Origin of the sequence: Corynebacterium sp. HMSC068H04 (assembly GCF_001811255.1) — a bacterium.
Lineage (GTDB): Bacteria > Actinomycetota > Actinomycetes > Mycobacteriales > Mycobacteriaceae > Corynebacterium > Corynebacterium hesseae.
The window spans coordinates 1-12,502 of record NZ_KV803988.1 but is presented as its reverse complement, the minus strand read 5'-3'; the positions used below and the strand labels follow the sequence as shown (position 1 = coordinate 12,502).

The window sequence follows — 12,502 nt, the reverse complement described above, 5'->3', positions numbered from 1 at the left end:
CGACGTGTCTACTTTCCGGGGGTCAGGCCCCTCACCACACCGCTACCATTTCAGTCTTCTGAACACACCGGTACCAAAAACTCGCATCTGACAGTAGATTTACTACAGAATTGAATGCTATTTGTTGTCGTAGTCTTGGTCACCGGAGGCACCGTACATGGTGGTCTTCAGAATTGGCCCCAGAGTGAGGATAGAGGTGCCAAACCCTGATACGACAAGGGCCGCAGCTGGGCCGATGGCACTTACAACAGGTGCCCCGATGATGTATCCAATAAGCATTGCGGAGCTGTTAATTGAACCCATCGTAGAAAGGGCTTTGGGTTTCACTTCATCAGGTACGGATCCGACAACGATTATGCGTAGTGCGGCCACCTGAGCAGCATTGCAGACTCCGCCCAGGAGGAAACATGGGATGCAGAGCCACAATGAGGGAAATAGTCCAGGTAAAGCTATGAAACACCCCATAGCGAATCCTGCCCCGGCCAGGACTTTCCCAGCGTTCTGTGAGTGAAGGCGAGCTGAAAGCCGTGCGCCAAAGATGCGGCCCACGATAAATGCTTGGGCAATGATGGCATATAACGTACCGCTGACGTGGAGGGTCTGTGTCGCATAGAAGACAAGCGAAACGTTGAAAATCGAGGTGCAGATAATTGCTCCCCAAATGCTGGTTAACGCGGACCGAGCGCTTCTATTCTTCAGCAAAAGGGAAGGTGCTTCGAGGACCTTCTGGAGAAAACTCGGTGAAGAATCTTTGGTTTCTGAATGAAGCAGTGTTTTCGGGGGCGAGGATTTATAAAGGAAATAAAAAGCAAGTAGCGAGACTCCAACGGCGCAAGCTTCAACGAAGAGCGCTGTCTGCAGGTTTCTTTGGTCCAGTAGTAATCCACCTAGAGGTGGTCCAAGGAATCCACTGCCAAGTCGGGCTGTGTCCAAGAGGGAGAAGGCTTTCGCCTGCTGTCCTTCGCCGACCTGAGAGTCAGCGATGGTGAAAATGGATGGAATTGACAGTCCGCTTAAGCATGCGGTGACGAGATTTCCGACAATGAGGATCAATGGCTCTGGATAGGCTGCCATTGATAACAGGCCCAGAAGATCTAAGAAGAGTGCAGCAAGCGCAATGTGATAGCTGTTGAATTTGTTGAAGAGTGGGGCCAGAAAGGGGACTGCAAAAACTTGAGCGCAAGTACCCGAGATGAAGATGCTTGCCACCAACAGTTCGCCTTTGTTGAGTTCGGCGAAGTGGAGTGAAATCGAGAGGCTGGTCATTGACCCGCACACTGACAATAAAAAATATGTGGCGGTCAAGGTGTAGATAGATGAAAGTCCTTCGTCACCACTGTTTCTAGGGGGATGCATTTAGGCTGCAACTGTTTCGTTGCCCTGGCCGCTGAACGGACCTGAACCTCCTACTGTGACTACTTCGGAAAGCGTTTCGGAGGTAAGCATTATTTCTCCCATATGTGATGACGATTACATACAACAAGGTAATGATGTGAGTCTCTCATTTCAAGGGCGTAGCGGAGGCAGCTCTTGCACTGTGTACAGGAAAAAGTAGTGCTAGCGCTAGTGACCTTCGCTCTCGTGCGAAACACAATACAGAGCATGAAAAAGCTTGTGGTTGGCATGATTGCCGTGGTGGCCGTGATTGTGGTGGCGTTTGTAGGGTTTGTGGGATTCATGCAGTGGGTGGACGCAGACAGCGTGACCGGTGATGACGGCGTGGCTGCCGGATATAGCGCTGAGACAGGTGGCCCGCTGGAAGCGTCGTTTGCGGGCGAGGGGCCGCACGAGGTCGACGTGCGGCGTGATGGCGACGTGACCATCGCGGCACCGACAGGCGCGGGACCGTTTCCGGCGGCGGTCATGGCTAATGGCACGAACACGCCGCTGAGCAGCTACCTGCCCGTGGCGGAGCACCTGGCTAGTTGGGGCTTCGTGGTTGTCGGCGATGAGACTCCCCAAACCGGAACCGGGGAGAATGTCGTGCACCTAATTGAGCGCTTACCGGAACTGGATTCTCGCGTGGACAGATCACGGGTCGGTATTTTCGGACACTCACAGGGCGGCGCGGGCGCTATCAACGCAGCGTCCCACACGGAGGTAGCAGCTGTGTATACGGCGAGCCCGGCCTCCCACAAGGTGGCAAAGTCCAATGACTGGGACTACACCACAGCGGGCGTCGAGGCACCGTTGTTCTTGATGACGAGCGATGGCCGTTCAGACCGCTGGCTTGTCAGCCCGTGGTCAGACTTGCAGGAGAGCTTTGAATCAGCTGGTGGTCCGGCAATCATTGCCCGCCGTCTAGGCGCGGACCACAAGGACGTTTTAGAGTTCGGGGACGGCTATGCCACCGCGTGGTTCCGCTACATTCTTGCTGATGATCCTGATGCGCGAGACGTGTTCGTTGGCACCTCACCAGCGGGCGCCGGTGAGCTAGCGAGCAACGCGCTTTGGGACCGAGTGGCCACCCGCGGCTGGTAGCTCGCCGGGCCTTTCGACATTCCGCGCGGTGCACCTAACGCGCTAAAAGTCATCTGCGCTCACACACCCCCTTCGGAGGAAGTGTGGTTCACAAAAATTGGTAGCCCTGATAAATTTCAAGTGAATTGTCAACCGGGCTGCGCCACGTCAGCCCGTACAAGCGGGACCGAATGAACCATGCAGACAAAGGAGAAAGGCCACGTCGAGGGCCTCTACATTGATGAAAACTTCGAGCTGCGCGCTGGGGCCGTCACGTTCGGAGAGAGTATTGAGGGCATAGCGCTTGGCGACGTCCCCCAGGCCGAGGCCGCCTGGCGCGCCGGGGACCCGGATGCGTTGCTGTGGGTGCCCGGCTTCGTGGACCTGCACAACCACGGCGGCAACGGCGGGGGATTCCCCAACGGCGACTACGAGCAGTGCCTGGCCGCCGCCCGCTTCCACCGCGCGCACGGAACCACGACGCTGCTGGCCAGCTTGGTCTCCGGCACGCAAGAAGAACTCTGCGCCCGGGCGGAGCTTTTAGCCCAGCTGGCTGAAGAAGGCGAGATCGCCGGCATCCACATGGAAGGCCCCTTCATCGCGGCAGCCAAGTGCGGCGCGCAGGACCCCTCGCGCATCGTGCCCGGTGACCCGGACTTCTTCCGCGCAGTCATCGCCGCGGCCCGCGGCCACCTGCGTTCGATTACTTTCGCGCCGGAAACGGAGAACGTCGACAAGCTGCTCGACGTCTGCGCGGAGCATGGCATCATTGCCAGCCTGGGCCACACCGAGGCCGATTACGACACCACGCTGAGCGTTATCGCCAAGGCTAAGGAGCTCGGCCTGACCGTGACCGGAACGCACCTCTTTAATGGCATGCCATCTATTCACCACCGCGCGCCGGGCCCGGTAGCGGCCTTGCTCATCGCAGCGAAGGCGGGGGATGTGTCCGTCGAGCTCATCGCAGATGGTGTGCATCTTGTCGACGGCGCCGTGGACATGGCTCACAGTCACCGCGCCTTCGCCATCACTGATGCCATGGCGGCGGCCGGCATGGCCGATGGTGACTATGAGCTGGGTTCGCTGCCTGTCACCGTGAGCGGGGGAGTTGCGCGCGTGCCCAGCGGCGCCATCGCGGGCGGCACCTCTACCTTGTCCCAGCAATTCGCCAGCTTCGCCGCGCGCCACGGCCTCGGGGAAGCAGTTCGTTTTACCTCCACTACAGCCGCGGATGTGCTGGGGGAAGCGAATCTAGGCCGAATCGCGGTTGGCGCGCGCGCCAACCTGGTTGGCCTTAACTCTCACTACCAACCGGTGCGCGTCATCGTCGACGGCGCGGACATCCCACTCTCTTAAACACACAGGAAGGCATCTCATGGAAATCCTCATCCGCTCCACGCCGGCCGAAGTGGCCGTGGAGGCCGCTGACATCTTCGCGCACTACGCCAACGCCGGCGCCACCTTGGGCCTGGCCACAGGATCGACCCCGGTAGCGATGTACAAGGAGCTCATTACGCGCCATGAGCGCGGCGAGGTGAGCTTTGCCCGCAGCCGCGCATTCCTGCTCGATGAATACATCGGGCTGGAGCGTACCCACGAGCAGTCCTACTATTCCACCATCCGCCGCGAATTCACCAGCCACGTGGATTTCGATGATGACCTGGTAAAAAGCCCCGCTGGTGACTCCGATGACCCCGCCACCGCCGCGGCCACCTATGACAAGGCCATCCGTGATGCCGGCGGCGTGGACATCCAGCTGCTGGGCATCGGGGCCAACGGGCACGTCGGCTTCAACGAGCCGTCGAGCTCCCTGCAATCACGCACCCGCATCAAGACGCTGCACCCGCAAACCGTGCAGGACAATGCCCGCTTCTTTGACAACGAAGACGAGGTCCCGCGCCACGTGCTGACCCAAGGATTGGGCACCATCAGTGAGGCCCGCCACCTGCTCTTGTTGGCCACTGGCAGCAACAAGGCCAGCGCGGTCCACGCCATGGTGGAAGGCCCGCTCTCCGCGCACTGCCCCGCGTCGATCCTGCAGTGGCACCAGCGCGCCACGGTGATCCTCGATGAAGCCGCCGCCTCCCAGCTGGAGGACCGCGAGTACTACGTTTTCGCGGACAAGCACCGTCCGCACCGCCCACTCTTTTTCTAAAAACTCCATCTAATTCCTTACTAGTGTGAAAGGACTCCTCGCATGAAAATCGATGTCATGGGGCCGCTGCAGCGGCTCGGAAAAGCCCTCATGGGCGCTGTGGCGGTGCTGCCCGTCGCGGCGATCCTCAGTGGCGTTGGATACTGGATTTCCAGCGCGGCTGGCCCGGATAACCTCGCCGCCCAGCTGCTGATCAGCTCCGGCGATGCGGTCCTGGCCAACCTGGGCTGGATCTTCGCCATCGCCATTGCCTTCGGCCTGGCCAAGGATTCCAACGGTGCCGCGGCACTCTCTGGCTTCCTGGCCTTCGCCACGTTTATGAAACTGCTCGGCCCCGAGGCCGTGGCAGGCTACCGCGGCATCGAAGACCCCACCGCGTTGACCGGCGATGAGGCCCTGGAATGGGCCTCGGAAGGCTGGAACGCCGTGGGCGGCGGCAACGTCCTCTTCGGCATCCTCGCCGGCGTCATGGCGGCCTGGGTATATAACCGCTTCCACGGCACCAAGCTGCCGGACTTCCTGGCCTTCTTCTCAGGCCGGCGCCTCGTGCCGATTCTTACCGCCGTCATCGCCATAGTGATTTCCGGCATCCTCTACTTCGTGTGGCCGTTCATCTATAACGCGCTCTTTAACTTCGGTACCTCCATCCAGGGATTGGGCGCGGCGGGCGCCGGCATCTACGGCGTGGCTAACCGCCTGCTCATCCCGACTGGCCTGCACCACGCGCTGAACTCCGTCTTCTGGTTCGATGTCATCGGTATCAATGACATCGGCAACTTCCAGGCCGGTCAGAAGACCATCGAGGCAGCCGCGGCCGCCACTTCCGCCGCTGATTGCCCGGGTATTTGGGCCAACGGCCAGTGCACGGTCGAGGGTGTCGTCGGCCGCTACCAGGCGGGTTTCTTCCCAGTCATGATGTTCGGCCTGCCGGGCGCGGCACTTGCCATGTACCTGCGCGCGGATAAGAGCAAGCGCAAGGTCGTTGGTTCCCTGATGGCCGCTGGTGCCCTAGCCTCCTTCTTCACCGGCGTGACTGAGCCGCTGGAGTTCTCCTTCATGTTCGTCGCTCCGCTGCTCTACGTGGTGCATGCGCTGCTCATGGGCCTGTCCGTCTTCATCGCTTCCACCATGGAGTGGACCGCCGGCTTCGGTTTCTCCGCCGGTTTCGTGGACATGTTGCTCTCCTCGCAGAACCCGCTGGCTAATAAGTGGTACATGCTGCTGGTCATGGGCGTGGGCTTCTTCTTCCTTTACTTCGTCATCTTCTACTTCCTCATCGGCTGGCTCAACCTCAAGACCCCGGGCCGCGGTGAGGATGATGCGGTAGCAGACCCCATGGAGGATTCCGCTACCGGCGATGACAAGACTGCTCGTGATGCCGCGCGCATCATCGAGGGCCTCGGCGGCAAGGACAACATTGACTCACTGGACTACTGCACCACGCGCCTGCGTGTGGGCGTAAAGGAGCGCGCGCTTGTCGATGACTCCGTGATCAAACGCGCCGCCGTCTCCGGCGTCATCCACCCCTCGGAGAAGAGCGTTCAGGTCATCGTGGGTCCGGCCGTGCAATTCATGTATGACGAGGTCAGCCACCAGCTGCGCCACGGTTCTCCGGTCCTCGCCACGGCGGGTGCTGCGAGCGCTGCAGGTGCTGGAGCCAGCGCCGCTTCCGCTCAGAGCGTCAGCGGTAATACCGCTGACGGTGATGCCGTTGACGTGGATGTGCGTGCCCCGTTCGCCGGTGACGTCGTCGCGCTCTCCCAGGTCCCGGATGCGTCCTTTGCGCAGGGTATGGTGGGCGAAGGCTTCGCGGTGATGCCTGATGCCGTCGATGCCTTCGACGTCTGCGCCCCGGTCGACGGCACCATCACCATGGTCTTCAAGACCCGCCACGCCTTCGGCATGAAGACCGCGGATGGGCTGGACCTGCTCATTCACATCGGCATCGACACGGTGGAGCTCAAGGGCGAAGGTTTCACGGCCCTGGCCAAGAAGGGCGATACAGTCACCGCCGGCACACCGATCATCGCGGTGGAGGCGCAGAAGCTGCGCGAGCGCGGCGTCAACCTCATCACCCCGGTGGTGTGCCCGACGGCCAAGCAGGTCGCCGGAGTCGACATCGCTCGCGAGGGCCATACCCAGCCAGGCGAGGTTGCTGCAACCGTCAAGCGCAGCAGCTAATCTGCCCCCGGCCCACCTCAGGGGCCGGCGGGACTAAAGCCCAGACACCAAAACTGCCCTAGTTGCCAAAACCTTCGCTCCACGCCGCAGGCGAGTTGACAAGCTTTATCTTTTTGGAAAGCATTACAATGCGTATATTTTTTGCTTTAGATACTTTTTTCGTGGCCGATCAGTGTGTTCTGGAATCGGCATATAAAACGTATTCGCAAGTAGTGGGTAAAGCAGCGCGCCTGCCTGGAGTCGACGTACTTTTTATTTGCTCCGAACCAGTTGAAGTGGATTCCGAAGAGATGAAAAAAGATCTCATTACTCAGTTCAGGGTTGAAAGGCCCAACGAGGATTTTGAGAGTTTACGGTTATACCTTTGCGAGGCAATCGTTTCTGCTGAACAAGAGCTTTTTACAAAGGCTGAGGCCCCTTTAGCGTCATTTTTTCTAATGGATGAGGAATATGCAAAGGCTGATGTTTTTCCCAGTAGTGTTGGAGTAAGGGAGCTTATTTCTTCGCCGGTTTCTACAGGTAAATAGAGTGAGGCGCTCCGCTTACGCGGAGCGCCGGGTAATAAATAAGGAAAGGGTTGGCTAGGGAAATTGCGAGAAATCGTTGATATAGAATCTTTCTCGATAAGTTTCCTTGTCGTCGCCGATGATGTGATTAAAAGCTGACCCCTCTAATTCCTCCTCCCCTCCTGGAAAGTAACCAGAAGGATGTTGGCCGACCCCTCTGCAATGGCGCTTGTAATGCCCGCTGGGAACGTATTTATTAGCATCTTTCTTGGCGTCATTCAAAGTTGGCGCATTGCCATATACGTGACCGACTATATCTCCCCCTAGTCCATTTTTGATGACCTGGCATTGGGCTGTGACAGTGGCTGCCGAAGCAGACGGTACTGCAACTGAAACGGCCCCTAGGACAACAAGCGCAGCTGCTGCAGCTCGGCCCCTTTTTTGTAAATGAACTATTCAAGTGATGCATCCACCACTTGAAACCGCCACATGAAACAAGCTTAGTTTTGGCAACTCGGGCAGTTTGGGCTCGGAGGCCCTATTTCAGCCGGGAAATCTGGAGCGAAGGCGCGGGCTAGTCGGTGCCGTGCAGCAGACGCGGCACCACCTTGCCCGTGGCATTGCGCGGCAGCTTGTCCAGGAAGTGGACATCGCGCGGCACGGAGTGGTCGGCGAGGTTCTCGCGGACCCAGGCGCGGATGGCGTCGGCAGTCACGGCGTTGCCGAGGGCGTCCCGCGTAGTCACCGCCCACACGGCGATGCGCTGGAAGGTGGTTTCATCCTCCACGCCGCCGGCATGCACCTCCGCGATGCCCGGCATGGCCTCGAGCACCTCAGTCACCGACTGCGGGTGCACGTTCTCGCCGCCGACGATGATCATGTCATCCGCGCGGCCCACCACGTGCAGGTAGCCCTCGGGATCGATATAGCCCAAGTCCCCGATGGAAATGAGGCCATCGACCTTGTTGAGCGGGATCTTCGGGTTGGTATAGCCAATGAGCGCGGTGGAGTTGGTCAGGTAGATCTCGCCGACCTCACCGCGCGGAACCTCATTGCCCTCCTCATCGAGGATGCGCAGCTTAGTGCCGGAGGCAATCTTGCCGCCGATGGTGGGATCCTTGGCCACCTCTTCCATGCTGGCCGTCGATGCCAGCGCCAGCTCCGTGGAGCCATAGACATTGCAGAGAATCGGGCCGAAGCGCTCGTGGGTTTCCTTGACGATCTCCGGGGTGAGCGCATGCCCGGCGGAGGCAATGAACTTCAGGCTCGAGGTATCGAAGGCCGAATCCGGGTCAACCTCAACCATCTGGCGGAAGAAGACGGGGGAGGAAAGCAGACCATCGAGCTGGTAGCGCTGGATATCATCCAGTGCGGCCGCCGGGTCAAAGACGCGGCGGGTGACGATGGTATTGCGCAGGCCCAACGCGATGTTGAGGCAGGCCCAGCCCCACGTGTGGAAGATGGAGGCGGTCATCTGCACCTTCTGGTCCCCGCGCCACGGCACCGCATCCACGATGGACGCAACCACCACCGGCAGCGTCGGTTCCGGGCGCATGATTCCCTTGGGGATGCCCGTGGTGCCGGAGGACATCAGCACGATATGCCCGTGCTTGGGCCAAGTGGGAAGCTTGTGCTTCTCGACGTCCCGCGGATTCTCCACGATCTTGCGCAGCGTTGCCGCTTGCGCCAGCTCGGTAGGGATCTCTTTACCGGACTCGTGGCCAATCACCACGTGCAGGCCAGCAATGGTGCTAGAGCTGTCGAGGCGGTCGATGAATTCATCATCGATAACGAGCACGTTGATGCGGTTTTCCTCAATGCACCCGGCAAGCTGCTCGGGGGAGGAACCGACGTTGAGCAAAAAGATGTGTGCCCCCGCATAGCCCTTGGCAGCCAGCGGGGTGATGATGCCGCGGCCATTGCGGGCCATCACGCCGAGGCGAATCTCCTCCAGCCCCAAAAACAGCAGCCAGCGCGCGAAGGTTTGGGATTCTTCGCGCAGCTGGCGGTAGGTGAGGGCCCCGTCGTCGTCGATAAGCGCCAGGCGTTCCGGGCAGGTCATGTATGCCTGCTCTACTTCGCGGGCGGTGGTGAAGCGGTAACGCGCGAGGACCGGCGCAGTCAGGGCCACCGCCCGTGGCCCGCCGGCGGGGCTAATGAGGCCGGCGCGGAAGAGCGAAGGGATAAAGCGCGCGAGGGCGGCGGCGTGGAAGGTTACATCAGAAAGCTTCATAAGGTTCTCATCGAGGGGAGGGGAGAAGAGGTTACGGAGACGGCGGACTCGCCACAATTAAAACTACAAACTGTTAAAGGTGTTGCTATTGTTACATAAGCTTAGACCGTCAACGTAGTCTATTATGGTTTCGGTCTAGAACATACTCTTTCGGAAGGACATTAGTCACGTGAAGTCTACTCAGCGCATCGCTGCTCTCTGCGCCTCCCTCCTCGTGGCGGTAGGCCTGTCCCAAGCTCCGCAGGCAGTTGCCGGCGAGCGAAACCTCGTCGCTTTTGGTGATTCCGTGCTGGCGGATCCGCAACTTGATACCTACCTTGCCTCGCGGGTGGGCTCTTCTCAGCGCAATCCGAGCCTGAACTGCCCGTCTGGCAATAACTACGCCAAGCGCACCGCTGCCAAGCTGGGTATGCCGGTGGCGGATTTCTCCTGCTCTGGTGCTGTGTCCATGTCCCAGGGGCCGCAGGTGAACGCGCAGATCGACGATGCTATTCGCCGCGGCGCGCTCAGCGGGGATACGCAGCGCGTGCTCTTCTCTAGCGGTTTCAACGACACGTACAACAACGCCGGGCTTTCCGACGGTGACCTGCGCGCCCGCTGGGTCGGTGCCAACGCGCCGCTGATTCACAAGATCCGCGCGGCAGCCCCCAATGCACGCATCCAGATTGTGGGTTACCCGACCATCGGCTCGGGCGACCGCTACTGCCTTATCCACTTTGGTCCGAAGCCGGCCGACGCCACGGCCCTGCCGATGGTGCAGCGCTATGAAAACGTCGCGCAGTGGATGCAGGTGGACCTGGCGCGCGCTACTGGAACCGAGTTCGTGGACATGAAGCCAATGACCTGGGATCGCGGTATGTGTGCCGACGCCGACAAGCGCCTGTGGGCGGGTCTGGTGGACTTCTCCGCGGGGCCGGGCAACCTGCCGCTGCACATTAATGCTCGCGGTCACGAGTTTGTGGCCAACCACCTCGCTAGCTTCTAGAGGGATTTGAATCTTGTTGGGCCCGGGCGACGCCGCCCGGGCCTTTCGCGTACCCTCGCGAGCATGACTGTTAATGAAAACGTAAATGAAAACAACTCCCAGCAAGGTGCGGAGGTTGTCCGCGGCGTGATTGCGCGCGCGAAGGGCGAGCCCGTCGAGACCGTCAACATCGTCGTGCCCGCCCCGGGCGAGCACGATGTCGTGGTCAAGATCCAGGCCTGCGGTGTCTGCCACACCGACCTGGCTTACCGCGATGGCGATATTGAGGATGCCTTCCCCTTCCTGCTCGGGCACGAGGCGGCGGGCGTCGTCGAGCGCGTGGGCGATGCCGTCACCCACGTTGAGGTCGGGGACTTCGTGGTCCTGAACTGGCGCGCGGTGTGCGGCGAGTGCCGCGCTTGCAAGAAGGGCGAGCCGAAGTACTGCTTCAACACCCACAACGCGTCCGCGAAGATGACGCTCGCGGACGGGGATAAGGACGCCGGCACTGAGCTCACCCCGGCGCTCGGCATCGGTTCCTTCGCCGAGAAGACCCTGGTCCACGAAGGCCAGTGCACCAAGGTCAACCCGGAGGCGGATCCGGCCGCCGCGGGCCTGCTGGGCTGTGGCGTGATGGCCGGTTTGGGCGCTGCGGTGAATACCGCGGACGTCAAGCGCGGCGAGTCCGTCGCGGTCTTCGGCTGCGGTGGCGTGGGCATGGCGGCCATCGCCGGTGCGGCGTTGGCTGGTGCTTCCAAGGTCATCGCCGTGGACCTGGACCCGGACAAGCTGGAGCTGGCTAAGAAATTCGGCGCTACCCACACCGTTGCGGCGAAGGACAATTCTGAAGAAGAGGTCATTGAGGCCGTCCGCGAGCTCACCGAGGGCTTCGGCACCGACGTGGCCATTGACGCTGTGGGCATTCCCGTTACCACCCGCCAGGCCTTTTACTCCCGCGACCTGGCCGGCCGCATGGTCATGGTGGGCGTGCCGAACCTCACCAGCCGCTTCGACGTCCCGGCCATCGACTTCTTCGGCCGCGGCGGTTCACTCAAGTCCTCCTGGTATGGCGACTGCCTGCCGGAGCGTGACTTCCCCATGTACGTCGACCTCTCCTTGCAGGGCCGCTTCCCGCTCAAGGATTTCGTGACCGAGCGCATTGGTCTCGACGACGTGGAAGAGGCCTTCGCTACCATGAAGGCCGGCAAGGTACTTCGATCCGTAGTGGAGCTGTAAATGATCATTGAACAGTTTGTAACTTCAGGAAAGTTCCGCCTCGACGGCGGCGAGTGGGACGTGGACAATAACGTCTACATCCTGGCCGCAGGTAGCGCGACTAGCGACGCCGAGTGCTACATCATCGATCCTTCCCACGACGCGGAGCGCGTCATCGAAGAGGTGGGCCAGCGCACGGTCAAGGGAGTTATTCTCACCCACGCGCACAACGACCACTGCGAGCTCGCTCCCCAGGTGGCTGAGCACTTCGATGTGTCCATCTACTTGCACCCGGATGACCGCCCCCTGTGGGAGGAAACGCACGAGGACGCGACCTTCGTTCCGCTGGAGGATAACCAGCTCTTTACCGTGGGCGATAGCGACTTCGTGGTCTTCCACACACCGGGCCACTCGCCGGGATGCGTGGTGCTCTACATCGCGGATGAGGCCACGCTTCTGTCGGGCGATACTCTCTTCAACGGCGGGCCCGGCGCCACCGGCCGCAAGTACTCCGACTTCGATGTCATCATCGAGTCCCTGCGCAATCGCGTGCTGAACCTCCCGCCGGAGACCCGCGTCCTGCCGGGCCACGGCGATGAGACCACCATTGGTGCTGAGGCGGCGCGCATCGATGAGTACGTCGCGCGCGGTTACTAACTCTTAAACCTTGGCCTAGAGCTTAGCTCTAGGCTGTTATGTCCATAGGGTTTTTGGACACGGAGTCCGGTGTCTTTTTGGACACGGAGTCCGTGGAGTTCTTGGACACTTCTAGCGGTTTATGGTTGTTG

At 60.5% G+C, this 12,502-nt stretch carries 10 protein-coding genes; 8 read left to right on the top strand and 2 right to left on the bottom strand.

Features of this window, described 5'->3' with window-relative positions; translation table 11 throughout:
- Window positions 1-117 precede the first annotated feature (117 nt).
- Window positions 118-1,356 carry an MFS transporter gene (locus tag HMPREF2792_RS05185; RefSeq protein ID WP_046647863.1) on the bottom strand — a complete coding sequence of 413 codons (1,239 nt, stop codon included), beginning with the start codon at window positions 1,354-1,356 and terminating at the stop codon, window positions 118-120.
- A gap of 246 nt (window positions 1,357-1,602) precedes the next feature.
- On the opposite strand from HMPREF2792_RS05185, the gene HMPREF2792_RS05180 reads away from it, so the two are divergent.
- The 5 genes from HMPREF2792_RS05180 to HMPREF2792_RS05160 all read left to right on the top strand — a co-directional run bounded on the left by HMPREF2792_RS05180 (window position 1,603) and on the right by HMPREF2792_RS05160 (window position 7,323).
- The gene (locus HMPREF2792_RS05180) at window positions 1,603-2,481 is read left to right on the top strand and encodes an alpha/beta hydrolase family protein (protein WP_070531476.1); all 879 of its coding nucleotides are present in this window, start codon (window positions 1,603-1,605) and stop codon (window positions 2,479-2,481) included.
- Between the two features lie 177 nt (window positions 2,482-2,658).
- Window positions 2,659-3,816: an N-acetylglucosamine-6-phosphate deacetylase gene (locus HMPREF2792_RS05175; RefSeq protein WP_070531472.1), complete on the top strand. Its 1,158-nt coding sequence runs from the start codon at window positions 2,659-2,661 to the stop codon at window positions 3,814-3,816.
- A 19-nt stretch (window positions 3,817-3,835) separates the two neighbouring features.
- On the top strand, window positions 3,836-4,615 hold the full coding sequence (gene nagB, locus HMPREF2792_RS05170; RefSeq protein ID WP_070531469.1) for a glucosamine-6-phosphate deaminase: 780 nt from the start codon (window positions 3,836-3,838) through the stop codon (window positions 4,613-4,615).
- A 42-nt stretch (window positions 4,616-4,657) separates the two neighbouring features.
- Window positions 4,658-6,796 carry an N-acetylglucosamine-specific PTS transporter subunit IIBC gene (gene nagE / locus HMPREF2792_RS05165; protein WP_070531466.1) on the top strand — a complete coding sequence of 713 codons (2,139 nt, stop codon included), beginning with the start codon at window positions 4,658-4,660 and terminating at the stop codon, window positions 6,794-6,796.
- A 62-nt stretch (window positions 6,797-6,858) separates the two neighbouring features.
- A complete protein-coding gene (locus tag HMPREF2792_RS05160) occupies window positions 6,859-7,323 on the top strand; it encodes a hypothetical protein (RefSeq protein ID WP_144269132.1) in 465 nt (154 codons plus the stop codon).
- Between the two features lie 553 nt (window positions 7,324-7,876).
- Here HMPREF2792_RS05160 and HMPREF2792_RS05155 read toward each other — a convergent pair.
- Window positions 7,877-9,535, bottom strand: a complete 1,659-nt coding sequence (locus HMPREF2792_RS05155; protein ID WP_070531460.1) for an acyl-CoA synthetase — start codon at window positions 9,533-9,535, stop codon at window positions 7,877-7,879.
- A gap of 169 nt (window positions 9,536-9,704) precedes the next feature.
- On the opposite strand from HMPREF2792_RS05155, the gene HMPREF2792_RS05150 reads away from it, so the two are divergent.
- The 3 genes from HMPREF2792_RS05150 (at window position 9,705) to HMPREF2792_RS05140 (ending at window position 12,371) form a co-directional block, all read left to right on the top strand.
- Entirely contained in the window at window positions 9,705-10,520 is an 816-nt protein-coding gene (locus HMPREF2792_RS05150; protein ID WP_070521261.1) for a GDSL-type esterase/lipase family protein, read from the top strand.
- A gap of 63 nt (window positions 10,521-10,583) precedes the next feature.
- Window positions 10,584-11,735 carry an S-(hydroxymethyl)mycothiol dehydrogenase gene (locus tag HMPREF2792_RS05145; RefSeq protein ID WP_070531457.1) on the top strand — a complete coding sequence of 384 codons (1,152 nt, stop codon included), beginning with the start codon at window positions 10,584-10,586 and terminating at the stop codon, window positions 11,733-11,735.
- Window positions 11,736-12,371 (top strand): MBL fold metallo-hydrolase, encoded by a 636-nt coding sequence (locus tag HMPREF2792_RS05140; protein ID WP_070521255.1) that lies wholly within the window; start codon window positions 11,736-11,738, stop codon window positions 12,369-12,371. It abuts the gene before it with no gap.
- Window positions 12,372-12,502: the final 131 nt, after the last annotated feature.

Coding starts and splice junctions, on each gene's coding strand:
- HMPREF2792_RS05145 (WP_070531457.1), top strand. CDS start 10,584: ATGACTGTTAATGAAAACGTAAATGAAAACAACTCCCAGCAAGGTGCG.
- HMPREF2792_RS05155 (WP_070531460.1), bottom strand. CDS start 9,535: ATGAAGCTTTCTGATGTAACCTTCCACGCCGCCGCCCTCGCGCGCTTT.
- HMPREF2792_RS05185 (WP_046647863.1), bottom strand. CDS start 1,356: ATGCATCCCCCTAGAAACAGTGGTGACGAAGGACTTTCATCTATCTAC.
- HMPREF2792_RS05175 (WP_070531472.1), top strand. CDS start 2,659: ATGCAGACAAAGGAGAAAGGCCACGTCGAGGGCCTCTACATTGATGAA.
- nagB (WP_070531469.1), top strand. CDS start 3,836: ATGGAAATCCTCATCCGCTCCACGCCGGCCGAAGTGGCCGTGGAGGCC.
- HMPREF2792_RS05180 (WP_070531476.1), top strand. CDS start 1,603: ATGAAAAAGCTTGTGGTTGGCATGATTGCCGTGGTGGCCGTGATTGTG.
- HMPREF2792_RS05140 (WP_070521255.1), top strand. CDS start 11,736: ATGATCATTGAACAGTTTGTAACTTCAGGAAAGTTCCGCCTCGACGGC.
- nagE (WP_070531466.1), top strand. CDS start 4,658: ATGAAAATCGATGTCATGGGGCCGCTGCAGCGGCTCGGAAAAGCCCTC.